This window comes from Streptomyces sp. AM 4-1-1, assembly GCF_029167625.1.
Taxonomy (GTDB): Bacteria; Actinomycetota; Actinomycetes; order Streptomycetales; family Streptomycetaceae; genus Streptomyces.
Map to the genome: position 1 here is coordinate 5364944 of NZ_CP119145.1, position 24715 is coordinate 5389658.

Genomic DNA, 24715 nt, shown 5'->3' on the forward strand with positions numbered 1-24715 from the left:
CCGTGACCGGTTCTCGTTTTGGGGGGGATGGATGCTCAACGGTGCTCCTCGGGAGAGGTCCGACAAACGGGGGTAATCCGCAAACTGCAACCCTTGCGCCGCCCTGAGTCCGCTTTTTTGTCATGGCGTACTCACCGCAGTGTGCTCGGTGAGATTAGGAAGGTCTGGACCAATCGTCAAGAGGTCCAGACCAAAGATCGGAGCAAGTCTCAAACCCCCAACTCCTGCGCGAGCACCGCTGCCTGCACCCGGCTGCGCAGTCCCAGCTTCGCCAGCAACCGGCTGACGTGCGTCTTCACCGTCGCTTCAGCCATATTGAGCCGGACCGCGATCTCCGCGTTCGACAGTCCGTCACCGAGACAGCCGAGAACTTCCCGCTCCCGTCGGGTGAGCGGTTCGAGGACATCGGAACCGGGAGAGTCCACGGACCGGACACGTGAGGAGGGTGCGGCGAACTCCGCGATCAGCCGGCGCGTCACCGCCGGGGCGATCAGCCCCTCGCCGCGCGCCACCGTGCGGACCGCTTCGAGCAGATCGCGGGCGTCGGTGTTCTTCAGCAGGAAGCCCGCCGCGCCCGCCCGCAACGCCCCGAAGACGTACTCGTCCAGGTCGAAGGTGGTCAGCACGAGCACATCGGCGAGCTCGTCGGCCACCACCCGCCGGGTCGCCGACACCCCGTCCAGCCGTGGCATCCGGATGTCCATCAGCACCAGGTCCGGCCGCAGCTCGCGGGCCGGCCGCACCGCCTCCTCACCGTCCCGGGCCTCTCCGACGACCTCGATGTCCGGGGCACTGCGCAGAATGAGCACCAGACCGGCCCGGACCGCCGACTGGTCCTCGGCGACCAGCACACGGATCGTCATGACGTCACGTTCCCTTCGTCCACGGGAAGTTCGGCCCGCACCCGCCAGATCCGCCCGCCGTTCCCGCCGGTCACGGGACCGGCCTCGAACTCCCCGGCGAGCAGCGCCACCCGCTCCCGCATCCCGGCGAGACCGGCGCCGGACCCCGGGGCACGCGGCTGCGGCAGGTCGCCGTACACACTGCTGACCCGTACGGTCAGCGATCGTCCGGACCGGCCGAGCCGCACCGTGACCGGTCCGGGCGCCGCATGTTTGAGCGCGTTCGTCAGGGACTCCTGGACGATCCGGTACGCGGCCGACTCGACCGGAGCCGGCAACCGGTCCGGTGCCGGGCGGGTGTCGTCGAGCGTGAGGACGAGTCCGCCCGCCGCGCCACTGGTCGCGGCCTGTGCGACGAGGGTGTCCAGAGCGTCCAGGGTGGGCGCCGTCGCCGGTTCCGGTTCGCCGCTTCCGTCCCTCAGCAGCCCGATCAGACGGCGCATTTCGGCCAGACCTTCGACGCTGTTCTCCCGGATCACGGTCAGCGCGTCCCGGGAGGTCCCGGGGTCGTCGATGGAGAGCGCGGCGGTGGAGTGGACGGCGATCGCGGAGAGGTGGTTGGCGACCACGTCGTGCAGCTCCCGGGCCATCCGCGCGCGCTCGGCGGTGACCGCCCGGACACGGTCCTTCTCCGCCAGCAGCGCCGTCCGGTCGGCCCTCAGCCGCGCGGCCTCGGCCGCCTCCCGGTGGTTGCGCACGCTGACCCCGGTGAGCGCGGGCGCCAAGCAGACCAGTCCCGCGAGGATGCCGACGACCAGCGCCTCGGGCCCGCGGGTCGAGGTGAACAGCCCGACCGTGACCCCGACGGTGAACAGGAAGGCCGCCACCGGGATGCGCCGGGCCGCCGCCGGAGTGCCGTACACCACCGCCGCGTACAGGAGGTCGGTGTACATCAGCACCGTCACCAGGTTCCCGGGGGTCAGGACCTCCACGGCCATCGCGAGCGTGCCGAGCGCCGGGGCGGCCCGGGGCGCCGTCCTGCGTACCAGCTCCAGCGCGGCCATCACGGTGAGCGGTACGAGGGCGCGTCGAGGACCGGGCCGTTCTGCGAACGCGGGCCGACCGCCCAGAGGAACAGCCCGCCGAACAGTCCGACGGCCGCGATCAGTACGTCGTCACGGTGCGGGCGGGCGAGGGGGAGTGGCAGCACTCCTCCATCCAACACGGGCGCCGCCCACCGGGCCTCCGCGCCGGGACCGAGCCGCGACTACATCGAAGGATGCAGTGCGGACTCGTCAGTGACGACGACGCACACCGGCCGTGCGGACGGAAGGCTGGAGGGGAACGGGAGGAGAAGTACTGTGATCGTCACACTGATCGTGTCCTGTGAGATCGCCTTCTGGGTGCTGCTGGCGCTGGGGCTCACGCTGCGCTACCCGGCGAGGAGGCCACGGCTCGGCGCGGCCGTGCTCCTGTGCGAGCCGCTGCTGGAGGCCGTCCTCCTGGTGGTGACCGCCGTGGACCTGAAGAACGGCGCCCAGCCCGACTGGAAGCACGGTCTCGCCGCCGTCTACATCGGATTCACCGTCGGCCTCGGGCACTCCACCGTGAAGTGGGTCGACGTACGTGTCGCCCATCGGTTCGCGGACGGCCCGCCGCCGGTCCGGCCGCCGAGGTACGGCGCGGCCAGAGCGGTCCACGAGTGGCGGGTGGCGGGCCGCTGGACGGCCGCGGCCATGACCGCGATCGTCCTGCTCCAGGCGGCGGCCTGGTATGTCGGCGGGGACGGCGACACCGGTCCGCTGGTGTCCTGGCAGCGGACGATGCTCTTCGTGATCGGTCTCAACGTGCTGATCGCAGGAAGCTACACGGTCTTCCCGAAAAGGGAGCCGGTGAAGGACCGGTGAGGAACCGGGAGTGGTCGGCGCGCCCGTCGAGGACCGGAGGGCGGCCGGCCCGCGGGGGCGGGCCTGCGGCGACGGTCTCCCGGGGGGTGATTTCTTCCGAGGCGGACAGTTCCGCGGCGGACGGCGCGGGTCGGGCTCAGCGCTCGCCGCCCGGGACCCACAGCACGTCCCCCAGCTCCTTGTTCGCGGTCCGCGCCAGGATGAACAGGAGATCGGAGAGCCGGTTGAGATAGGTCGCGGTCAGCGCGTTCATCACCTGGCCGTGCACCTCCAGCGCCGCCCAGGTGGACCGCTCCGCCCGGCGCACGACCGTGCACGCCTGGTGCAGCAGCGCGGCCCCCGGCGTACCGCCCGGCAGGATGAAGCTGCGCAGCTTGTCCAGGTCCGCCAGGAAGGTGTCGCAGTCCGCCTCCAGCTTGTCGACGTACGACTGCTCGACGCGCAGCGGCGGGTACTTCGGGTCCTCGACGACCGGTGTCGACAGGTCGGCGCCCACGTCGAACAGGTCGTTCTGCACCCGGACGAGGACCTTCACGACCTCCTCGGGAAGTTGCCCGAGCGCGATGGCCGTACCGATGACGGCGTTGGCCTCATTGGCGTCGGCATAGGCCGAGATCCGCAGATCGGTCTTGGCGGTCCGGCTCATGTCGCCGAGGGCGGTGGTGCCCTGGTCTCCGGTACGGGTGTAGATGCGCGTCAGATTGACCATGCGGCCAGCTTATGACCTTCCCCGCGACGGGGAGCGGGCTCCCGACGCCCCGCGACTCCCCTCGCCGATCCACTCCCCACCCACCGCGATCGCGGTGGAGGAGGACATCAGGTCTTCCGGTCCGCCCGACCGGGCCGGGCCCGCGCCCGCCCGGCTCCCCCGGCGGCCGTACCGAATCCGTACGCCCCGGCTCCCCCGGCGGCCGTACCGAATCCGTACGCCCCGGCTCCCCCGGCGGACGGACCGGGCCTCCGCGTCCTCACCCCCGGCGGACGCCCGCGCCCACCGCCTCACGCGCCCTCAACTGCGCCCGGCGCACCACCGAATGAGCCGGACCGGTGTGATGTCCGTCATGTGAGACGTGACGCGCATCTCTTCGAGGCCCCACGGCCGCCCACGGCGGCTAACCTCCGCCGAAGAGCATGTGCCAGTGCGGAGAACGCCGGCCGGGGCCGAACACGAAACAAGGGGTGCGAACGTGGCCAGGAAGCTTGCCGTCATCGGGGCCGGACTCATGGGGTCCGGCATCGCACAGGTCTCCGCCCAGGCGGGCTGGGACGTCGTGCTGCGTGATGTCACGGACGCGGCCCTGGCCCGTGGCCGCGACGGCATCAGGACCTCGTACGACAAGTTCGTCGCCAAGGGGAAGCTGGACGCGGCGGACGCCGAGGCCGCGCTCGCCCGCATCACCACGACCACCGACCTCGACGCGGTCGCGGACGCCGACCTCGTCGTGGAGGCGGTCTTCGAGAACATCGACGTCAAGCACGAGATCTTCCGGAGCCTCGACAAGCTGGTACGCCCCGACGCGGTACTCGCCTCCAACACCTCCGCCATCCCGATCACCAAGATCGCCGCGGTGACGGACCGGCCGGAGAGGGTCGTCGGTGTGCACTTCTTCTCCCCGGTCCCGATGATGCGGCTGTGCGAACTGGTCCGCGGCTACAAGACCAGCGACGAAACCCTCGCCACCGCCCGTGAGTTCGCCGAGTCCGTCGGCAAGACCTGCATCGTCGTCAATCGGGATGTCGCCGGCTTCGTCACCACCCGGCTGATCTCGGCGCTGGTCATCGAGGCCGCCAAGCTCTACGAGTCGGGTGTCGCGTCGGCCGAGGACATCGACACCGCCTGCAAGCTGGGCTTCGGCCACGCCATGGGTCCCCTCGCCACCACCGACCTGACCGGCGTCGACATCCTGCTGCACGCCATGGGGAACATTTACACCGAGTCGCAGGACGAGAAGTTCGCCGCCCCCGAGCTGATGCGCCGGATGGTGGACGCGGGTGACATCGGCCGCAAGAGCGGGCAGGGCTTCTACACGTACTGAACGCGGATCGGCCCCCGGCTGCCTGATGTGCCGTCAATCGGACCCGGGGGCCCGGGGGAACACCTCTCGGAACTGCGGACCTCTTGCCGGGGCCAGGGGACTTTCGTCGATCTCTATCACTCCACGGAGTGAATTCGGTATCGGTTCGCTCACAGACGGCAACTTCTCTGTCGCTACAGCAGTCAGTTGTGACAGACAACAGAACAGACAGAGACATCGCCACGACGTTTCCAGGGGAGCGCATATGCACATCAGGGGCGACCACACCGAGCTGGTCGTCGGGGGCCGCCTCGATGTCCGGAGCGCGGCGGACGCCCGTACGGTCCTGCACTCGGCGCTCGACGAGGGAGCCGGCGACCTGGTGCTCGACCTGACCGCGCTGGACTCCTGGGACGCCACCGGGCTCGGCGTCATCATGGGCGCGCACCGACGGGCCGGCCGGGCGGGACGGCGGCTGGTGCTGCGGGGCGTGCCGCCCCAGATGCAGCGTCTGCTGGTGGCGACCCGACTGCACCGCATCCTCGCCATCGAGGGCGGGATCGCCGCGGACTCCCTGCCGCGCGTCTGACGCACCGCCCGGACCGGATGGACTCGACGGCCCGGAACCGGGACCCGCGCGACTGCGCGCCCGCGTGGAAGACCTGCGCGCCCGCGTGGAAGAACCGGGCCAACGCGACGGAGCCGGAGAACCGGACGTGCGCGGCGAAGACGAAGAACCGGACGTGCGGCGGCCGGGGCCCCGCAATGCTGACGAGACCGTGATCTCCAGGACGGTCCGATCCCCCCTGCGTTCGTAGATACTGTACGGAGCCCTATGGTTCGCCCGTCTGCCGATCGACGGCCCCATGGGCGGACACCGGACCGGAACCGACAGCGGGCGCGCGAGGCCGGAGGGGCAACCGCGCGCCACGCGTCTGGGGGACTTGGACGATGGACCCGACCACTCGGGGACCCGATGAGCACGGCCACGCGAGCGGCCGTCCCGACGAGACCGGTGAGGACACCGCGCGGCGCAGGCCCTCCCGCGATCCACTGACGCCCGACCTCGGCCAGCCGCCGCAGCGGCCCCGCACCGTCCAGCTCGTCTCGGGCGACCTCCTGCTCACCGTGAACCCGGTCGACGGCAGCGAGGTCGAGGCGTGCCCGCCGGGGCAGCAGCCCCCGGCACCGGTCCGGCACACCGCCGCCGAGCGCGCGGACCGCGAGAGCGCGGGCACCCCGCCCGTACCGCCCGGACCGCCGCTCCCGCAACTGCCGCTCCTGGAGCGCCAGGAGGACCGCGAGCGCCTGGTGGACCTGTTGACACGTGGCCGCTCGGCGCGGGTGACCGCGCCGCCCGGAGCGGGCCGCACCACACTGCTCGACGCCGTCGCCGCGGACTGCGCGGACCTCGCCCCCGACGGCGTCGTCCGGCTCTCCGGCCACAAGCGCACCGCGACCGATCTGCTGTACGGGCTCTTCGAGGCGGTCCAGCACGCCCCGCTGTACCGTCCCGACCGCGCCGGACTTCTCGAAGGCGTCCGGGGGATCGGCGCGGTCGTCGTCCTGGACGACCTGGAGTTCGGCGGCGCCGCACTGGACGAACTGCTCGACGCGGCGCCCGAAAGCGCTTTCCTGCTGGCCGCGACCCCCGAGGTCGCCCCACCCGGCACCGAGGGGCGTGTCGAGGAGATCGTCCTCGGCGGACTTGGCCGGGCGGCCTCGCTCGACCTGCTGGAGCGTGCCGTCGACCGCCCGCTCTCCGAGGAGGAGCGAAACTGGGCGGGCGACCTCTGGTTCGAGTCCGAGGGACTGCCGCTCCGCTTCGTCCAGGCCGGCGCGCTGCTGCGCCAGCGCGACCGGCTGCGGGCCGGCGCCGAGACCTTCGACGAGTACAACTTCTTCGAGGACCGCCCCGAGGACGCCCCGGTCACCTCCCTCGTACCGCCGGACGACGAGGTGCCGCTGCCCTCGCTCGGCGAGGGCGCGGCGCCCGCCCCCTTGCTCGCCTCCCGGCTGAGCCGGGCCGCCCGCGACACTCTGCACTTCGCCGTCGCGCTCGGCGGCGAGGTACCGCACCAGGCCCATCTCCCCGCGCTCGTCGGGGACACCCACGCCGACGCCGCGCTCGGTGAACTCGCGGCCTGCGGACTGCTGTCCCCGGCCGGACCGCGCTACCGGCTGGCCGCCGGGGTGCGGGTCCAGCTGGAGGCCGAGGGATACGGCGAGGACGCGGGCGACCGTGCCCGTACCGCCGCCCAGCACTACGCCTGGTGGGCCGGGCACCCGTCCGTGACCCCCGAACGCGCCGTCGCCGAGGCGGACGCGCTGCTCGCCGCGATGACCCGGCTGGTGCCGGGCGGCGAGGCGGGACAGACCAGCGCCGCCGTCCTGCTGGCCCGCAGCGCCGCCCCGGCCTTCGCGGCCGGGCTGCACTGGGGGGTCTGGGAGCGGGCGCTGCGGCTCGGTCAGGAGGCGGCCAGGATCGCCGGGGAGGTCGCCGAAGAGGCGTACTTCCACCATGAGTTGGGCGTCCTCGCGCTCTGCACCGGAAGCCTCGACCGGGCCAGGGCCGAACTGGAGGCGTCGATCGCGATGCGAGGGGCGCTCGCCGACAAGCCGGGCGCGGTGGCCGGACGCCGGGCACTCGCGCTGGTCGCGGACCGCTCGGCGGGACCGGCCCTGGCCCTGGCGGCCCCGCCGGTGGAGGACCCGCCGTTCGTCCGGTACGACGAGTCGGCGACACCGGCCGCGGGCGTGCCGACGCTCCTGCCGTTCCCCGAGATCAAGCCGTTCGACGCGGACGCGGCCCTGCTCGGCGTCGGAGCCGTACCGCCGGCCCCGGCCGTACGGAAGCCGCACCGCGGCCGCCGCACGCTCCTGGGCGGCGCCCGGCGGAACCTGGTCGCGGCGTGCGCGGGCGCGCTGCTGGCGGCCGTGCTGGGCACCGTGGTGACCCTGGGCGCGACCTCGGGCAACAAGCCGCCGGGCGGGCGGCCCGTCACGAGCGAGCAGTCGACCGAGGCGGGCGGCGACGAGAACGGCCTCCCGGCGGACGCGACGACGGACGGTACGGGCCCCGGCGGATGGGGCGGCCACGACGGCGCTCCCGTGGCGCCGGGGACGTCCGGCGAGGCATCACCCAGCGAGACGGAGAGCGGTACGCCCGGTCCGGGGGCGAGCGAGTCCGGGTCCACCCCGACGGACGAGGAGTCCCCGAGCGGGGACGTGAGCGCGAGCGAATCGCCCGACGACCCGTCGCCCACCGGGTCGACGTCCCAGGACCCCGGTCCCAGCACGTCGACGTCGTCGGGCCCGGGGGAGACCCCGCCGACCGATCCGTCGACCGTCCCGGACCCGCCGACCGAACCGGAGACGTCCGACTCCGCGATCGGACCGCTTCCTCCGTCGAGCAGTGTGACGATGACGAGCGAGGCCCCGGTGCCGGCGTCACAGGACACGTCCGCGTCCCCGGAGTCCCCGGACCCCGTCGCGTCCGCCGAGGAGCCGGCACCGACGGCCTGAGGCAGCCGACGCCCCTCCCCGGACGGGGCGTCCAGGGACCAGGAGGCGCGGGCCGCGCCGCGACGGACTGCCCCGGACGGGTCGGACACGGAACCGCGACGGTGCGGGTCCGGCGCACCGCACCGGCCGGGCAGGGGTACGGCCCCGGACCGCGGCGAGGCGGTCCGGGGCCGTACCCCTGCGCCCGCCGTGCCGTCACGGCGGGCGGACGGTCAGAACAGCCGCAGCTTGTCGTCCTCGATACCGCGCATCGCGTCGTAGTCGAGGACCACGCAGCCGATGCCCCGGTCCGTCGCCAGCACCCGGGCCTGCGGCTTGATCTCCTGGGCGGCGAAGACGCCCCGTACCGGCGCGAGGTGCGGGTCCCGGTTGAGGAGCTCCAGATAACGGGTCAGCTGCTCCACCCCGTCGATGTCACCGCGGCGCTTGAGCTCCACGGCCACCGTCGCCCCGTCCGCGTCGCGGCACAGGATGTCGACCGGGCCGATCGCGGTGAAGTACTCGCGGCGGATCAGGGTGTAGCCCTCGCCCAGCGTCTCGATGCGGTCGGCCAGCAGCTCCTGGAGATGCGCCTCCACCCCGTCCTTGATGAGCCCCGGGTCGACGCCCAGCTCGTGGGACGAGTCGTGGAGCACTTCCTCCATGGTGATGATCAATTTCTCGCCCGCCTTGTTCACCACCGTCCACACGCCCTCGTTCTCGTCCGCGCCCTCCTTGAGGGTGCAGGGCGGGGACATCCAGTTGAGCGGTTTGTACGCCCGGTCGTCGGCGTGAATGGAAACGCTGCCGTCCGCCTTCACCAGAATGAGGCGGGGAGCGGAGGGCAGATGGGCGGTGAGCCGGCCCGCGTAGTCGACGGAGCAGCGGGCGATGACGAGACGCATGGTCGGCAACGCTACTCGACGACCGGCCGTCCACGCGATTCGCCCAGTAAGAGACCGTTCGTTATTGGCCGGTTGTCTTCCCATTCTCCTGGTGCGGCCAGGATCGCGCGCTTACCGTGGAAGCAGGAGGTCGCCGTGTGTGTACGCTGCGTCGCCGTCCTTCTTACCTGCCCGTAAGACCCCGGCCCCCCGCCGGGGTCGGCCCCGGACGACTGTTCCGGGGCCGCGAGAGGAGAACCCATGTCGCTCGACGTCTCACCGGCGCTGTTGGAACAGGCCGAGCGAGGCGAGGTCGACGAAGCCGACTTCGTCGACTGCGTCCGGACCTCCCTGCCCTTCGCGTGGGAGATGATCAGCTCTCTGGTGGCTCAGCTGAAGGTGGACGGCGGCGAGTTCGCCGACAACCAGACGCCGCCGCCGAGCGAGCAGGCACGCGGTCAGCTGCTGCGCGCACTCGCCAGCGACGCCATCCGTGGCGCGCTGCAGCGGCACTTCGGGGTGCGCCTGGCGTTCCAGAACTGCCACCGTGTCGCGGTGTTCCCGTTGGACGCCTCCTCGGACGACAGACTGGCGCGCTTCACCTCGGTGAGGGGCCAGTTGCTCAACCAGTCGCCCGAGCTACGGGACTGCTGAACGCCTCCGCTGCCGTTCCGGGCCGCGGGAGGTGCACCTGGCTCCGGGGCGGCAGCCCCCGTACGCGTACCACCCGAGCACCCGGTCGCCGACGGCCGGTCAGTTGAGCAGCGGCAGCACCTCGGTGCCCAGCCGCCGTACGTTCTCCTCCGTGGCGGCGAGGTCGCCCGAACCCTCCACCAGGAGCGCGAAGCGGGTGATGCCGGTCCGTTCGGCGGTGGCCGCGAGCCGGTCCGCCGCGAGCGCGGGCGGGCCCACCGGATGCATGCCGCACAGCAGTTCCGTGTACGCGACGGGGTCGCGCATCACCCGGTGCCGTCCGTCGACGGTGACATGGGCGTCCAGCCCCTGCCGCAGCCAGCCCGGCATGGCCTTCACCAGCGTCTCGGTGGCCTCGTCGGCACGGTCCCCGATCTGCGCCACCCCCGCGGACACATGTCCGACCCGCTCCACGGTCGCGGGCGGATGTCCCGCCGCGCGGGCCGCCGTCCGCCACAGCGCGACCATCTCCGCCTTGTCCTCGTCGCCGCAGTGCATGCCGAGGAGCATCGGCAGTGCCTTCTCCCCCGCCAGCCGCACACTCTTCGGCGAGGTGCAGGCGACGACCACCTCGGGCCCTTCCGACCCTCGCGGATCGTCGGTCAGCAGCTCGTCGGCGCGCGGCACCACCGCCACCTCCCGGAACGCGAACCGCTCCCCACGGCCCGCCACCCGTGGCTTGCGCAGCCAGTCGAGCAGGAGGCCGAGGGATTCGGGAAAGCCCTTCTCGTACGCCTCCAGGCCGCCTCCGAACACCTCCAGGTCCACCCACGGGCCGCCGCGGCCCACACCGAGCGAGAACCGTCCTCCGCTCGTCAGATGGAGCAGGGCGGCCTGCTCGCCCAGTGCCACCGGGTGCTGGACGGGAAGGACGCTCACCGCCGTGCCCACCCGGATTCGGCGGGTGCGGCCGAGCAGCAGCGCGGCCAGCGTGACGGCGGACGGGCAGACTCCGTACGGAACGAAGTGATGCTCCGCGAGCCAGACGGTGTCGAGCCCGGACTCCTCCGCCACCTCGGCGGAGCGAACCGCCCGGTGCAGTGCCTCGCCCTGTCCCTGGCCCGGGAACTGGGCCGCCAGTACGAACGTTCCGACGCGCATCGCCTCTTGCCTCCTTACGGCCGACGCGTATCCCCTCTCCTGGCAACAACGTCTGACACGTGCCAAAGGCACGGTCCGCGCGGAAGTTGTTGCGATTTTCCGGTAACCGCTCGCCCCGAGCGCGCGGCTTCCCGCCGGCGGACACCCACCGGCACCGGATGGCTCTACGCTGGACGGCAACCTGCCCGTACCGTTCCCCCCACGAGGTGTCACGTGTCCCCGCGTCGCAACCGCCCCCGAGGCGGCGAGAGTCCCGTCGACAGCGCGAGCGACGCGGGGGACCGGTACGGGGGATTCGGGCGCACCGAGGACTGGCGGGGCGAGGACTGGTCGGTGCGGCCGGTGAGCGGGGCGAGCGCGGCGGGCAAGAGGTACCGCTGCCCCGGGTGCGACCAGGAGATCCCGTCGGGCGTCCCGCATCTCGTGGCGTGGTCGCAGTACGCGGGCATCGACGACCGCAGGCACTGGCACAAGGCGTGCTGGAACGCGAGGGACCGCCGCACCACACGGGTGCAGCGGTCCAGGAACGCGCCTCGCCACTGACGGCGGCGGACGGCGCCGGGTCCTCACGGTCCGGCCGGGTCCGTGCTCCGCGCGGAAGCCGCGGGGCTCACGGCTCAGACGTCACGGCGGTCCAGTGAGAGGAACGCGCCGCCCAGCGCGACGGCCGCCGCGCCGAGCATGATCCACAGCGGCTGCCAGCCGGACGGACCCGAGTCGGTCACCGAGGAGCCGTACAGACCGAAGATCTGGAACGGGATCGAGTACTCGAAGAGCCAGCGCTGAACGTCCGCCAGCGAGTCCGAGAACATGAACATCGAGACCACCAGCGGCAGCAGCACCACACCGATCATGATCGTGATGGCGGCGGCGGAGTGCCGGACGAGCGCGCCGAGGCCGAGCGACAGCAGCCCGAGCGTCGCGGTGTAGAGGCCGATCCCCACCGTCGCGCGCAGCCAGTCGCCGCCGGACGGCTCGGCGCCGCCCAGGATCTGCTCCTGCGACACGGCGACGATCGTGGCCACCGCCGTCGTCACGACGAACGTGAGCAGGAAGAAGACGATCGCCTTGGCGGTCAGCACCCGGGCGCGGCTGGGGCAGGCCGTCAGTGTCGAACGGATCATGCCGGTGCCGTACTCGGAGGCGATGGTCAGCACGCCGAGCGTGATCACGCACAGGGAACCGAGCAGCACACCGTAGAAGCCGAGGCTGAGCACCGGGGTGTCCCCGAGATCCGTGTCGGCCGCGTCGACCAGGGCCGCGGCCGCCAGACCGATGCCGAGCATCAGCACGACCATCACGCCGAGCGTCCACATCGTGGAGCGCACCGAACGGATCTTGGTCCACTCGGAGGCGAGCGCGTCGCCGAGGGTGGCGGCGCGCTGCGGGATCGGCGAGGTGTACAGACCTGCGGACGCGCCGTCCTGCCGGTGCTGCTGCGGCGCGGGTGCCGGGGCCTGCGGCTGGTACGGGGCCTGCGGGGTGCTCATCGGGGGTCCTCGCTGCTCTCGCGCTCGGGCTGGTCGGCGGGGGCGGACGGTGCCGCCGTGGGGGAGGGCGTCGCGGGCGCGGGGGTCCCTGCGGGCACCGGGCCGGGAGCGGCCGGAGCGGGCTGGGCGGGGCTTCGCGGGGGCAGCACCGGGACGGGAGCGGCCGGGGCCGCGTTGGGCGCGTCGGCCGGGGCCGCGTACGGGTTCTGTCCGGGCGGCGGCGGTGCGTACCAGCCCTGCTGCGGTACGTCGGGCACGACGATCTGCTGCGGCGGTGCGTACCCCTGCTGGACCGCCGGCTGGAAGCCCGCCTTCTGGTCCGCCGTCGAGCGGTAGTCCACCGCGCCCTGCGTCATCCGCATGTACGCCTCTTCCAGCGAAGCCTGGTGCGGCGACAGCTCCCACAGCCGGACGTCCGCCTCATGGGCCAGGTCGGAGATCCGCGGCAGCGCGAGGCCGGTGACGCGCAGCGCCCCGTCCGGCTCCGGGAGGACCTGACCGCCCGCCTCGGCGAGTACGGCGGACAGCTTCTCCCGGTGTTCGGGCGGGTTCTGCGCCGGCCGGACCCTGGCGAAGTCGGCCGAATTGGCCGAAATGAAATCCTTGACACTCATGTCGGCGAGCAACTGGCCCCGGCCGATCACGATCAGCTGGTCGGCGGTGAGCGCCATCTCGCTCATCAGGTGCGAGGAGACGAAGACCGTACGCCCCTCCGAGGCCAGCGCCCGCATCAGATTGCGGACCCAGTGGATGCCCTCCGGGTCGAGGCCGTTGACCGGTTCGTCGAACAGCAGCACCTGCGGGTCCCCGAGCAGGGCCGCCGCGATGCCGAGCCGCTGGCCCATGCCCAGCGAGAACGACTGCGACCGCTTCCGCGCCACGTCCTGGAGACCGACCACACCGAGTACCTCGTCGACCCGCCGGGCGGGGATGCCGGCCAGCTGGGCGAGGGAGAGCAGATGGTTGCGGGCGCTGCGACCGCCGTGCACCGCCTTCGCGTCGAGGAGCGCGCCCACCTGGCGGGGGGCGTTCGGCAGGCTCCGGTAGGGGTGCCCGCCGATCGTCACATGCCCGGAGGTCGGCCGGTCCAGGCCGAGCATCATGCGCATGGTGGTGGACTTGCCGGACCCGTTGGGACCGAGGAACCCGGTGACGGCCCCCGGCCGCACCTGGAAGGAAAGGTTGTGCACGGCCGTCTTAGCGCCGTAACGCTTGGTCAGGCCGACTGCCTCGATCATGCTCAAGCCCCATCGACTCATCTGTCATCGGGGCCCAGGCCGTCCGGCCGCACACCCCCGTAAGAGTTAGGAGGATAACCAGGCGCTGACGGTTCCGGCCAAAGTCCCGGTGAGGCACACCTTCCCTCGGTACAGCTGTGACGGGCTGTGACGGCCCCAGGTGTGATCCGCCCGACCGGGCCGGCCCGGAGGGGAAACCCGGAGCCCGGACCGGCCCGGTGGGAAAACCCGGAGCCGGACCCGGACCCGGCCCGGTGAGGGACGGCCCTCAGGCGTCCCGCTTCCTCAGTACGAGATAACCGCCGATCAGCGCCGCGGCCGTCCACAGCACCATGATGCCCAGCCCGCCCCATGGCCCGTACGGGGCCTTCGCGGTGTTCAAGGCGTCCGGGACCACCTGCATGATCTTGGAGCCGGCCTGGTCGGGGAAGTACCGCGCCACCTTCTTGGCACCCGGGACCGCCGACAGGATCTGCGAGATGAGGAAGAAGAACGGCATCAGGATGCCGAGCGACAGCATCGAACTGCGCAGCATCGTCGCCACACCCATGGAGAAGATCGCGATCAGCCCCATGTAGACGCCGCCGCCGATGACCGCGCGCAGCACGTTGTCCGCGCCGATGGTCGTCCGGTGCTCACCGAGGAGCGCCTGGCCGAGGAAGAACGACACGAAGCTGGTCGCGAGACCGACCAGCAGGGCCAGACCGCCCGCCACCAGGATCTTGCAGAAGAGGAACGAACCGCGCTTCGGCACCGCCGCCAGCGAGGTCCGGATCATGCCCGAGCTGTACTCGGTGCCGACCACCAGCACGCCGAAGACGACCATGGCGAGCTGGCCGAGCGTCATCCCGGAGAAGCTGACGAAGGTCGGGTCGAAGGTGGCCCGCTCCTCGCTGGAGAGGCTGTCGAACTGGCTCTTCATCAGTGCGCTGAGCGCCGCGCTCAGTGCCACGGTGACGAAGAACGCCGCGACGAGCGTCCACTTGGTGGAGGAGACCGTGCGGATCTTGGTCCACTCGGAACGCAGGACTGCGGGTGCCGATGCCATCGTCGTCACACCCCCCTGTCCTGGTTGTCCGGACCGCCGTCGGACGGCTGGCCCGGCGGCTGCTCCCGTTTCCACGCGTCGCCCCACTGGGCTCCCACCGGCGCCGGCTCCTCGCCCCGTTCGGAGTGCGCGTGGTACTCCACGGACCCTGCCGTCATCTGCATGAACGCCTCCTCCAACGAGGCCCGCTGGGAACTCAGCTCATGCAGCACGATCTGGTGCCGGGCGGCCAGTTCGCCCAGGCTCTCGGTCGTCGCGTCGTCGATCTCCAGTACGCCGTCGCCCGCCTCGATCACGACGACCCCCTCCTCACGCAGCACATCACGCAGTCGCTCCTGCTCCGGGGAGCGCAGCCGGACGTAGCTGCGGGAGTTCTGATGGATGAAGTCGGCCATCGAGGTGTCGGCGAGCAGTCTGCCCTGGCCGATCACGATCAAATGGTCGGCGGTGAGCGCCATTTCGCTCATCAGATGCGAGGAGACGAAGATCGTCCGGCCCTCCGTGGCCAGCGCCTTCATCAGATTGCGAATCCAGTGAATTCCCTCGGGGTCCAGACCGTTGACGGGTTCGTCGAACATCAGGATCTCGGGATCACCCAGCAGCGCCGACGCGATTCCGAGCCGCTGGCCCATGCCGAGCGAGAAGCCCTTGGATTTCTTCTTCGCCACCGCGGTCAGCCCGACCATGTCGAGCACTTCACCGACCCGGCTCTCCGGGATGCGATTGCTCTGGGCCAGGCAGAGCAGATTGTTGTACGCGCTGCGACCGCCGTGCATCGATGTGGCGTCGAGCAGCGCCCCGATGTGCTTCAGGGGCTCCCGCAGCTCGCGGTAGCGCCTGCCGTCGATGCGCACCGAACCGCTGGTCGGGTTGTCGAGATCGAGCATCATCCGCATGGTGGTGGACTTGCCCGCGCCGTTCGGACCCAGGAATCCGGTCACCATTCCCGGTCTGACCCGGCAGGACAACTGGTCGACGGCAACCTTGTTGCCGAAGCGTTTACTGAGGCCGTCAAGCTCGATCATGCGTTCACGCTAGATCGGCCGCGCGCCCGGCGCCACCACAAAGGCGGAACCGGGCGCGCGGACCTCGCGACGCGACCCTGGATCAGCGGGTCTGCTGGGCCGGGACGCCGCGGGAGATCGGCTCCTCGTCGGCCGGCGAGCCGGCGGCGGCCACCGCGGCGCCGGTCAGCGTCGCCAGCATCTCGCGCACGTTGGTGAGCTGCGCGTTGATCGAGTCGCGGCGGTTGGTGAGCGCCGCCAGCTCGCGCTCCGACTCGCTGCGGATGCGGTCGGCCTTCGCGTTGGCGTCGGCGACGATGTCCTCCGCCTGGCGCTGCGCGGTCTCCACCGTCTGCCGTGCCCGGCGCTCGGCGTCCGTGCGAAGCTTCTCCGCCTCCAGGCGAAGCTGCTCGGCGCGGTGCTCGATCTCCGCGAGACGCTTCTCGGCCTTCGCCTGACGGGACGCGAGGTCGCGCTCCGACTGATCGCGGCGCTTGGCGAGGTTGGTCTCGAAGTCGGCGGCGGCCTGCGCGGCCTTGGCGCGGGTCTCCTCGAAGAGGGCGTCCGCCTCCTCGCGCTTCTGCTGAGCGTCCTTCTGCGCCTCGGTGCGCAGGGAGGTCGCTTCGCCCTTGGCCTTGTCGACGATGCGCACACCGTCTTCCTCGGCCTTCGCCTTCCGCTCGGCGGCGAACGACTCGGCGTCGTTGCGCACCTGCTGGGCGGCGGACTCGGCGAGCTCGCGGTGCTGCTCGGCCGCGCGGCGGGCCTCCTCACGCAGGTCCTTCGCCTCCTCCTCGGCGAGGCGGAGGATCTTCTCCACGCGGGCGCCGAGACCGGCGTACGACGGCTCGGCGTCGCTGACCTGGGCCTGGGCATTCTGCGTTTCGAGGTGGAGTTCCTCGATGCGCTTCTCAAGAGCGGTGATTCGGGCCAGAGCGCTGTCACGGTCGGCGACGAGCTTGGTAATGCGGTCGTCTACCTGACCGCGATCGTAACCACGCCGCACGAGCTCGAAGCCGAAGGGGGAGGAAGGGTCACTCATGGGGTTCCTGTCGAATGAGACCGGTGAGGTGATAGAGGGAATCCTAGGGGCCTGAACGGCGTGTCATCGAGCGGATGCCCGTTTGATCTGGAGAATGTCACCTCTTTTGAGTGGCTGCCCTCCGGAATCCTTGCCGCCCGGGGGACCGAACGTGCCTGTCGGAGTGCGGGAGATGGATGTCCGGCCAGGGTCTTTCGTTCGGTCAGGACGGGCTCGCGGGCTCCGGTGCCGCATCTCGCGGTCCTGTCGTCGGTCGGCACGGCTCCGCCACGTCTCCCTCTTCCGTCTTGCGACGCACGGCACCGGAGCCCGCTCCCTGATCCGGCCTGATCCAAACGAAAGGCACTAGCTTTCTGACGACTTGCCACCCGCACGAGTGCCTGTCGAGACACCTGCCTTGACGCCTCCTCGGGTGCCGCCGTTGGCCGGCTTTCCGTCCGCCGCCGGTGCCTCGAACGACTCCAGCGCCTCCAGTACATCCTGGACCCGCGAGATCTCCGTATTGATGTCCTTGCGCCTGCGCACCAGCAGATCCAGCTCGCGGCGACCGTCCTCGATCGTCTGCTTCGCCTCCTGCTCGGCGTCGGCCCGTAGCTTCTCGGCCTCACGCACCAGCGACGCCTTCTTCTGCTCGGCCTCCTTGAGCAGGGACTCGGCGCGCTTCACCGCGGAGATCCGGACCTTGCTGGCCTCCGAATTCGCGGTGGCCAGGAGCTCCTTGGCCTTCGCCGCGGCCTCGTCGCGCTGCTCGGTCGCCGCCTTCATCAGATTGTCGACACGCTCGCCCGCCGTCTTCATCTGCTCGGACGTCTCCCGGCGGGCCCGCTCGTGCAGCTCCTCGATCTCGGTCTCCAGCCGCGCCCGCAGCTCCTCGGCCCGCTCCCGTATGGCGGTCGCGTCCCGGCGGGCCCCGACCAGCAGCTCGTCGGCGTCCGTACGGGCCCGCTCCACCAGCGAATTGCCCTGGACGGTCGCCTCCGAGGTGATCCGCACGGCCTCCTTGCGGGCCGCGCCGACCATCGTGTCGGCCTGGCTCTCCGCTTCGGTCGCCGTGCGCAGCGCCTCCTGCTGGGCCTTGTTCATGAGCTGGTCGGCCTGCTCGGCGGCGTCCGCACGCCGCTTCGCCGCCGCCTCACGCGCCTCGTCGAGCAGCCGGTCGGTCTCCGCGCGGGCCTCCGCCCGCATGTGCTCGGCGGCGGTCTCCGCCTCGGCGCGCACCCGCTCCGACTCCGCGCGGGTACGGGTCGCGTGCTCCTGCGCCGAGCCGACGGTGTCCGCCGCCTCCGCGCGCAGCCGCTCGGCCTCGTCCGTCGCCTCGCCGACGAGCCGCTCGGCCCGCTCGACCGCCTCGGCACGGACCCGCTCGGCCTCGGCCGCGGCCTCGCCCAGGAGCTGCTGGGTCCGCTCCGCCGTCTCCGTACCGGCGCGCTCGGCCTCGGCCGTGGCCTCGCCGACGAGCCGGTCCGCCTGCGCCGCCGCCTCGGAACGGATGCGGTTGGCGTCGTCGCGCGCCTCGGCGCGGGTGCGGGAGGCGTCGTGCTCGGCCGACGACAGCGCGTCGGATGCCTCGGTACGGACCCGCTGGCTGTACTCCGAGGTGTCCGCGCGCAGCCGCTCCGACTCGGCGATGGCCTCGGACACCGTCCGCTCGGCGAGCGCCTTCGCGGCCTCGGTCTCCTCGTTCGCGACCTGCCGCACCCGGTTGGCGTCCTCGGTGGCCCGCTCCCGCTCGGCGTAGGCGTCGGCCCTGACCCGGTCCGCCTCCTCCTGTGCCTCGGTCCTGGTGCGCTCCGCGACGTGCTCGGCGGCGGACCGCAGCCCGGCGATCTCCTCCTCCGCCTGCTCCTGGAGGCCGGCGACCGAGTCCCGTACCTGCTGGGCGGTCTGTTCGGCGGCGGCCACCAGCTCGGTGGCCCGGCCGTCCGCCTCCTCGACCAGGCGTCGCGCCTCGGCCTGGGCCTCCTCGACCCGCTTGCGGGCGGCGGCGAGCAGTTCCTCGCTCTGCTCACGGGCCCGCTCGCGCTCCTGGGTCGCCTCGGCGCGCGCCGACTCCAGGGTCTCCTCGGCCGTGCGCCGGCGCCGGTTCGCCTCGTCCTGGGCGGCGGACAGCGCCTCCGCGGCCTCGGCGGACACCCGTTCGGCTGCCGCGGCCGCCTCCGCGCGGACGCGGTCCGCGCCCTCCTTGGCCTCGGTCCTCAGCCGCTCCGCCTCGGTGGCGGCCTCGGCGCGCAGCCGGACGGCGACGCTCTCGCCCTCCGCGCGGGACTGCGCGGCGTCGGCGGCGGCCTCGGTGCGCAGCCGCTCGGCCTCGGTCTCCGCCTGCTCCTGGAGCACCCGCAGCCGCTCCGCGGCCTCCGCGCGCAGCCGCTCCGACTCCTCGCTCGTCTCCCGGCGGACCCGCTCGGCCTCGGCGCGGGCGTCGGTGAGCGTCTGTTCGGCGGCGGCGACCTTCGCCTCGGCCTCGCCGCGCAGCCGGGCCAGCTCCTCGGCGGCCTCCGTCTGCCGGGCGGCGACCGCCTGCCTGGTCTCCTCGCGCAGTTCGGTGGCGGTCCGCTCGGCGTCCGCGACGGTGCTCGCCGCCAGCTCCTCGGCGTCCGCCCGCATCTTCTCGGCCTCGGCGCGGGTCCGCTCCAGGGTCTCCTCGGCCTGCTTGCGCAGCGCCGCGGCGCGCTCGGCGGCCTCGGCACGGACCCGTTCGCTCTCCGCGGCCGCGGCGGTACGCAGCTCCTCGGCGTCGGCCTTCGACTTCGTCAGCAGCTCCTCGGCGGTCCGCGCACCCTCCTCCAGCTGCTGGACGGCCTCCCGACGGGCCTCGCCACGGATGCGCTCGCCCTCGGCGACCGCCTCGGACCGCAGCTGCTCGGCCTCGCCGCGCAGCCTGCGCGCCTCCTCCTGGAGCTCGACGGTCCTGGCGCGGTACTCCTTGGTGTCGTCCTTGGCCGCGCCCTTGAGCTCGTCGGCCTGTTCGGCGGCCTCGCCGCGCAGCCGGTCCGCCTCGGCCTCCGCCTCGCGGCGGATGCGGTCGGCCTCCTCGCTCGCCGCCCTGGTCGTCGACTTCGCGTCGTCGGACGCCTTGGTCAGCACCTCCTCGGCGGCGCGGGCCGCCTTGGCGAGCTGGGCCGCGCTGTCCTCGGCGGCGACCGTGCGGGCCTTCTCCGACGCCTCGGAGACCATCCGCTCCGCCTCCGCGCGGGCATCGGCGAGGGCCTGCTCGGCCTCCTCCTTCAGCGCCTCGGCGGTCTTCGTGGCCTCGCCGACCAGCCGGGCGATCTCCGACCTGGCCGTACGGGTGCGCTGCTCGTTCTGCGATTCGGCGCCGGCCAGCTGCTTGGCCGCGGCCTCCTTCGCCTCGGACAGGACCTTCCCGGCCTCCAGCCGGGCCTCGCGCAGCCGGGTCTCGGCCTCCTGCGCGCGCTGCTCGGCGGCCCGGCCCAGCTCCGTCGCCTGCTGCCTGACCTGCTCGGTCTCGGCGGTCGTCGTGGTCCGCAGCTGCTCGGCGTGGCTGGTGGCCTCCTGCGCCCGGGTGGACGCGGCGGCCAGCATTCGCTCGGCGTCCCGGCGGGCCCGCAGCAGCAGCGCCTCGGCCTCGGCTCGTGCGGCCTCCGACTCGGCGACCATCCGCTGCCGGGTCTCGTCGGCGAGCCTGGCGGCCTCGGCACGGGCCGCCGCCACGGACTGCTCGGCCTCGGCGCGGGACTCGTCGAGGAGCCGGCGGGCCTGGGACTCGGACCTGGCGCGCAGTTGTTCGGCCCAGGCGACGTTCTCGTTGACGTGCGACTCGACGGTCTGGCGGCGTTCGGCCAGTTCCTGGTCGAGCCGTTGCCGCCGCTGCACGGCCTCGTTGTGCAACTCCGCCTGGAGACGCGCCTGGTGCTCGGCGTGCTCCTGGAGGATGCGCTGCGTCTGGGCCCGTGCCTCACGCAGCTCGCGCTCGGCGTCGCTGCGCAACTGCTCAGCCTGGATCTGGGCGTTGCGGAGCAGCTGCTCGGCCTGGTAGCCCATGTCCGCGCTGTCGTACGCCGGACGGCTCGCCAGATTGCGGCGCGCCTCGTGCAGCTTGGCACGCAAGACCTCGACCTGGTAACCGAGGTCCTCGGCGTGCTGAACGGCCTTCTCCCGGTCGGTCTTCAGCCGGTCCATCTCGGCTTCGAACCGCGAGAGATGGTCGTCTTCAGCTCGGTGGCTCTCCTGGCGTTCGTAGCCCCGCACTGCGCGGTCCATCCGTCCCCTGGTCGCAACTCTGCAAACAAGGACCGCTCGACGACGAGCGGTCCCCCGGGGATGAATGGTGACAGATCAAAGGCGGGAACGCGGCGCGGCCCCGACCCGGCCCCGGCCCGGAACAGCCCACTCTACCGGGCCGGGTATGCGCGGGTCAGTGCTCTCTCGCGGACGTGACCAGTTCGGTCAGCACGCCGTGGCAGTCCTTGGGGTGCAGGAAGGTGATCCGCGACCCCATGGAACCGGCCCTGGGCTCCTCGTACAGCACCCTGACCCCCTTCGCGCCGATGTCCGCCGCGTCCGTGTCCACGTCGGCGGTGCCGAACGCGATGTGATGGACGCCCTCGCCGTTCTTGGCCAGCCACTTCCCGACGGCCGAGTCCTCCCGGATCGGCTCCAGGAGCTGGAGGTACGACGCCCCGCCGTCCGATGTCCCGTTGATCCTGAGCATCGCCTCCCTCACGCCCTGCTCCTCGTTGACCTCCGAGTGGTACACCTCGAACCCGTACGTCGAGCGGTAGAACTCGACGGTCCTGTCCAGGTCGAAGCAGGCGATCCCGATGTGGTCGATTCGCGTCAGCATGGAACCAGTGCAGCGCTCCCGGGACGGTTACGCAACGTGCGCGCGATCACACCCGCCGCCGGATGACGGGCGCGGTACCGCTCAGTACATTCAAGTGAACCCTCGTTCACATCTACTCCAAGGGGCGTGCCTCATGCCTGGAACGACCGGTACCACCTCAGTGATCGTCGCGGGCGCCCGTACGCCCATGGGACGGCTCCTCGGTTCGCTCAGGTCCTTCTCGGGCGCCGAGCTCGGCGGGTTCGCCATCAAGGCCGCCCTCGACCGCGCGGGCATCGGCGGCGACCAGGTCGAGTACGTGATCATGGGCCAGGTGCTCCAGGCGGGCGCGGGCCAGATCCCGGCCCGGCAGGCCGCCGTCAACGCGGGCATCCCGATGAACGTCCCCGCGCTCACCGTCAACAAGGTGTGCCTGTCCGGTCTGGACGCCATCGCCCTCGCCGACCAGCTGATCCGCGCCGGCGAGTTCGACGTGGTCGTCGCGGGCGGGCAGGAGTCGATGACCAACGCCCCCCATCTGCTCCCGAAGTCCCGGGAGGGCCACAAGTACGGCGCGATCGAGATGCTCGACGCGATGGCCCACGACGGTCTGACCGACGCCTTCGAGAACATCGCGATGGGCGAGTCCACCGAGAAGCACAACGCCCGCCTCGGTCTGAACCGCGCCGACCAGGACGCCTTCGCCGCCCGGTCCCACCAGCTCGCCGCCGCCGCCCGGAAGAACGGCGTCTTCGAGGCCGAGATCACCCCCGTCGAGGTCCCGCAGCGCAAGGGCGACCCGGTCCTCGTCACCGAGGACGAGGGCATCCGGCCGGAGACGACCGCCGAGTCGCTGGGCAGGCTGCGCCCGGCCTTCGCCAAGGACGGCACGATCACCGCGGGGACCTCCTCGCAGATCTCCGACGGCGCCGCCGCCGTCGTCGTGATGAGCCGGGCCAGGGCGGAGGAGCTGGGTCTCGACTGGATCGCCGAGATCGGCGCGCACGGCAATGTGGCGGGCCCGGACAACTCGCTCCAGTCCCAGCCGTCCAACGCCATCGCGCACGCCCTGAAGAAGGGCGGTCTCACCGTCGACGACCTCGACCTGGTCGAGATCAACGAGGCGTTCGCGGCCGTCGCCGTCCAGTCGGTGAAGGACCTCGGCCTCGCCGAGGAGAAGGTGAACGTCAACGGGGGCGCCATCGCGCTCGGCCACCCGATCGGCATGTCCGGTGCCCGTCTCGCGCTGCACCTGGCGCTGGAGCTGAAGCGGCGCGGCGGCGGTACGGGCGTGGCGGCGCTGTGCGGCGGCGGCGGCCAGGGCGACGCCCTGATTCTCCACGTCCCCGGCAACTGACACCCCGCCCGCACGCCCCACCCGTACGACAGCCGTACGCAGGACAGCCGTACGCACGACAGTGAACCGAACGGAGCGGTGATGGTGGACGTCCCCACCCTGGTCGAACAGGCGCGGCAGGGCCGGCCACGGGCCGTGGCCCGGCTCATCTCCCTGGTGGAGGGGGCGTCGCCGCAGCTGCGGGAGGTGATGGCCGCCCTGGCGCCGCTGGCGGGCGACGCGTACGTCGTGGGTCTGACCGGCCCGCCGGGCGTCGGCAAGTCCACCTCGACGTCGGCCCTGGTGTCGGCGTACCGCCGGGCCGGGAAGCGGGTCGGGGTGCTCGCGGTCGACCCGTCGTCGCCCTTCTCCGGCGGCGCGCTCCTAGGCGACCGGGTCCGGATGTCCGAGCACGCCTCCGACCCCGGTGTCTACATCCGTTCCATGGCCACCCGAGGCCATCTGGGCGGTCTGGCCTGGTCGGCGCCGCAGGCCATCCGGGTGCTGGACGCGGCGGGCTGCGAGGTGATCCTCGTCGAGACGGTCGGCGTCGGTCAGTCGGAGGTGGAGATCGCCTCCCAGGCGGACACCTCCGTGGTGCTGCTGGCTCCCGGCATGGGCGACGGCATCCAGGCGGCGAAGGCCGGAATCCTGGAGATCGGCGATGTGTACGTGGTCAACAAGGCCGACCGGGACGGCGCGGACGCCGCCGCCCGCGAGCTGAACCACATGCTGGGTCTGGGCGAGGCCCGCGCGCCGGGCGACTGGCGGCCACCGATCGTGAAGACGGTCGCGGCCCGGGGCCAGGGCATCGACGAGGTCGTCGAGGCGCTGGAGAAGCACCGGGCGTGGATGGAGGAGCGTGGCGTGCTGGCCGAGCGGCGCACCGCGCGGGCGGCCCGCGAGGTCGAGACGATCGCGGTCACCGCGCTGCGCCGCCGCATCGGCGACCTGCACGGCGACCGCCGCCTCGGCGCCCTCGCGGAACGGATCGTGGCGGGGCACCTCGACCCGTACGCGGCGGCGGACGAACTGGTGGCGGGACTGACCGGGGAGCCCTGACGGGGCGGCGGCACCCCTGACGCCCTCGCGGGCGGTGTGCCGGGTCGGCCACGGCGCCGCCGCTGGGGGCGGCGGCCGCTTCGATCGCGCCGCGGCCGGTCGCGCGGGCCCGTCGGCCCACCGCGTGCGCGCGCCCGTACCGCCACCGCTCGGCGCGGCCGGTCCGCGAGCTCCGGCGGCGGGACCCGTCCGCGGGCTCCCGGGCGGTCCTCAGGCCCTGCCGCGTCCGTCGCGCAGATGGTCCGCGACCGGGGTCAGCGCGGCGCGCAGTTCGGCCAGGGACTCCGGGGTCAGCAGGTCCATGAAGTGCTTGCGCACGGACGCGACGTGGTGCGGTGCCACCTTCGCCATCGTCTCCGCGCCCAGCTCGGTCAGGACCGCGTACAGTCCGCGCCGGTCGGACTCGCAGTTCTCGCGCCGGACCAGGCCGCCGTTCTCCATGCGGGTGATCTGGTGGGAGAGCCGGCTCTTCGACTGGAGGGTCGCGGCGGCCAGGTCGCTCATCCGCATCCGCTGGTCCTCGGACTCCGAGAGGTTGACCAGGATCTCGTAGTCGTTGTTGGTCAGGCCGAAGGGCTGGAGGTCCTTCTCCAGTTGGTGCATCAGCAGTCTGCTGACGTCCAGATGTGTGCGCCAGGCGCGCTGCTCCGCGTCGCTCAGCCAACGGGTGGCCGTCTCGGTCTCCATATGTGGATTCTACCTAAGAAGTTGAAAGCCGGACGAAGTGGGAGGTGTGACGCCCGGCACCCGCTCGGAAGCGGAGCCC

General features: G+C 72.2%; 20 protein-coding genes and 1 pseudogene. 8 read left to right on the top strand and 13 right to left on the bottom strand.

Annotation, left to right across the window (positions count from 1 at the left end):
- Positions 1 to 209: 209 nt before the first annotated feature.
- Complete coding sequence (locus PZB75_RS22840) at positions 210 to 863, bottom strand: response regulator transcription factor (protein ID WP_275537160.1); 654 nt, start codon at positions 861 to 863, stop codon at positions 210 to 212.
- A pseudogene (locus PZB75_RS22845) lies at positions 860 to 2049 on the bottom strand (histidine kinase). The gene PZB75_RS22840 and the pseudogene PZB75_RS22845 overlap by 4 nt, the downstream one beginning before the upstream one ends.
- Positions 2050 to 2203: 154 nt before the next feature.
- Here PZB75_RS22845 and PZB75_RS22850 point away from each other — a divergent pair.
- Positions 2204 to 2749 carry a hypothetical protein gene (locus PZB75_RS22850; RefSeq protein WP_275537161.1) on the top strand — a complete coding sequence of 182 codons (546 nt, stop codon included), beginning with the start codon at positions 2204 to 2206 and terminating at the stop codon, positions 2747 to 2749.
- Between the two features lie 136 nt (positions 2750 to 2885).
- Here the strand turns inward: PZB75_RS22850 and PZB75_RS22855 are convergent, their stop codons facing one another.
- On the bottom strand, positions 2886 to 3458 hold the full coding sequence (locus PZB75_RS22855) for a cob(I)yrinic acid a,c-diamide adenosyltransferase (RefSeq protein ID WP_275537162.1): 573 nt from the start codon (positions 3456 to 3458) through the stop codon (positions 2886 to 2888).
- A gap of 478 nt (positions 3459 to 3936) precedes the next feature.
- On the opposite strand from PZB75_RS22855, the gene PZB75_RS22860 reads away from it, so the two are divergent.
- From PZB75_RS22860 to PZB75_RS22870, 3 genes are all read left to right on the top strand, one after another.
- Positions 3937 to 4785, top strand: coding sequence for a 3-hydroxyacyl-CoA dehydrogenase family protein (locus PZB75_RS22860; RefSeq protein WP_275537163.1), 849 nt, complete (start codon positions 3937 to 3939; stop codon positions 4783 to 4785).
- 244 nt (positions 4786 to 5029) lie between these two features.
- Entirely contained in the window at positions 5030 to 5353 is a 324-nt protein-coding gene (locus tag PZB75_RS22865) for an STAS domain-containing protein (protein ID WP_275537164.1), read from the top strand.
- 362 nt (positions 5354 to 5715) lie between these two features.
- Entirely contained in the window at positions 5716 to 8289 is a 2574-nt protein-coding gene (locus tag PZB75_RS22870; protein ID WP_275537165.1) for an ATP-binding protein, read from the top strand.
- 212 nt (positions 8290 to 8501) lie between these two features.
- On the opposite strand, the gene nucS is transcribed toward PZB75_RS22870, so the two are convergent.
- The gene (gene nucS / locus PZB75_RS22875; RefSeq protein ID WP_275537166.1) at positions 8502 to 9173 is read right to left on the bottom strand and encodes an endonuclease NucS; all 672 of its coding nucleotides are present in this window, start codon (positions 9171 to 9173) and stop codon (positions 8502 to 8504) included.
- Between the two features lie 240 nt (positions 9174 to 9413).
- On the opposite strand from nucS, the gene PZB75_RS22880 reads away from it, so the two are divergent.
- Entirely contained in the window at positions 9414 to 9806 is a 393-nt protein-coding gene (locus PZB75_RS22880) for an SCO5389 family protein (protein ID WP_275537167.1), read from the top strand.
- 99 nt (positions 9807 to 9905) lie between these two features.
- On the opposite strand, the gene PZB75_RS22885 is transcribed toward PZB75_RS22880, so the two are convergent.
- The gene (locus PZB75_RS22885) at positions 9906 to 10946 is read right to left on the bottom strand and encodes an LLM class flavin-dependent oxidoreductase (protein WP_275537168.1); all 1041 of its coding nucleotides are present in this window, start codon (positions 10944 to 10946) and stop codon (positions 9906 to 9908) included.
- Positions 10947 to 11159: 213 nt separating this feature from the next.
- Here PZB75_RS22885 and PZB75_RS22890 point away from each other — a divergent pair, with 213 nt between their 5' ends.
- A complete protein-coding gene (locus tag PZB75_RS22890; RefSeq protein WP_275537169.1) occupies positions 11160 to 11489 on the top strand; it encodes an ATP/GTP-binding protein in 330 nt (109 codons plus the stop codon).
- A gap of 74 nt (positions 11490 to 11563) precedes the next feature.
- Here the strand turns inward: PZB75_RS22890 and PZB75_RS22895 are convergent, their stop codons facing one another.
- The 7 genes from PZB75_RS22895 to mce all read right to left on the bottom strand — a co-directional run bounded on the left by PZB75_RS22895 (position 11564) and on the right by mce (position 21572).
- Complete coding sequence (locus PZB75_RS22895) at positions 11564 to 12436, bottom strand: ABC transporter permease subunit (RefSeq protein WP_275537170.1); 873 nt, start codon at positions 12434 to 12436, stop codon at positions 11564 to 11566.
- Positions 12433 to 13674: an ABC transporter ATP-binding protein gene (locus PZB75_RS22900; RefSeq protein WP_275537171.1), complete on the bottom strand. Its 1242-nt coding sequence runs from the start codon at positions 13672 to 13674 to the stop codon at positions 12433 to 12435. The genes PZB75_RS22895 and PZB75_RS22900 overlap by 4 nt, the downstream gene beginning before the upstream one ends.
- A gap of 268 nt (positions 13675 to 13942) precedes the next feature.
- Positions 13943 to 14722 carry an ABC transporter permease subunit gene (locus PZB75_RS22905; protein ID WP_275537172.1) on the bottom strand — a complete coding sequence of 260 codons (780 nt, stop codon included), beginning with the start codon at positions 14720 to 14722 and terminating at the stop codon, positions 13943 to 13945.
- A 5-nt stretch (positions 14723 to 14727) separates the two neighbouring features.
- The gene (locus PZB75_RS22910; RefSeq protein ID WP_275537173.1) at positions 14728 to 15747 is read right to left on the bottom strand and encodes an ATP-binding cassette domain-containing protein; all 1020 of its coding nucleotides are present in this window, start codon (positions 15745 to 15747) and stop codon (positions 14728 to 14730) included.
- 82 nt (positions 15748 to 15829) lie between these two features.
- Positions 15830 to 16768, bottom strand: coding sequence for a cellulose-binding protein (locus PZB75_RS22915; RefSeq protein ID WP_275537174.1), 939 nt, complete (start codon positions 16766 to 16768; stop codon positions 15830 to 15832).
- 345 nt (positions 16769 to 17113) lie between these two features.
- Entirely contained in the window at positions 17114 to 20977 is a 3864-nt protein-coding gene (scy, locus tag PZB75_RS22920; RefSeq protein WP_275538828.1) for a polarized growth protein Scy, read from the bottom strand.
- Between the two features lie 166 nt (positions 20978 to 21143).
- On the bottom strand, positions 21144 to 21572 hold the full coding sequence (gene mce / locus PZB75_RS22925) for a methylmalonyl-CoA epimerase (RefSeq protein ID WP_275537175.1): 429 nt from the start codon (positions 21570 to 21572) through the stop codon (positions 21144 to 21146).
- Between the two features lie 133 nt (positions 21573 to 21705).
- Between mce and PZB75_RS22930 the strand changes: the two genes are divergently transcribed.
- Both PZB75_RS22930 and meaB read left to right on the top strand, forming a co-directional pair.
- The gene (locus tag PZB75_RS22930) at positions 21706 to 22908 is read left to right on the top strand and encodes an acetyl-CoA C-acetyltransferase (RefSeq protein WP_275537176.1); all 1203 of its coding nucleotides are present in this window, start codon (positions 21706 to 21708) and stop codon (positions 22906 to 22908) included.
- An 81-nt stretch (positions 22909 to 22989) separates the two neighbouring features.
- Positions 22990 to 23949 (top strand): methylmalonyl Co-A mutase-associated GTPase MeaB, encoded by a 960-nt coding sequence (gene meaB, locus PZB75_RS22935; protein WP_275537177.1) that lies wholly within the window; start codon positions 22990 to 22992, stop codon positions 23947 to 23949.
- 210 nt (positions 23950 to 24159) lie between these two features.
- Here the strand turns inward: meaB and PZB75_RS22940 are convergent, their stop codons facing one another.
- A complete protein-coding gene (locus PZB75_RS22940; RefSeq protein ID WP_275537178.1) occupies positions 24160 to 24636 on the bottom strand; it encodes a MarR family transcriptional regulator in 477 nt (158 codons plus the stop codon).
- Positions 24637 to 24715: the final 79 nt, after the last annotated feature.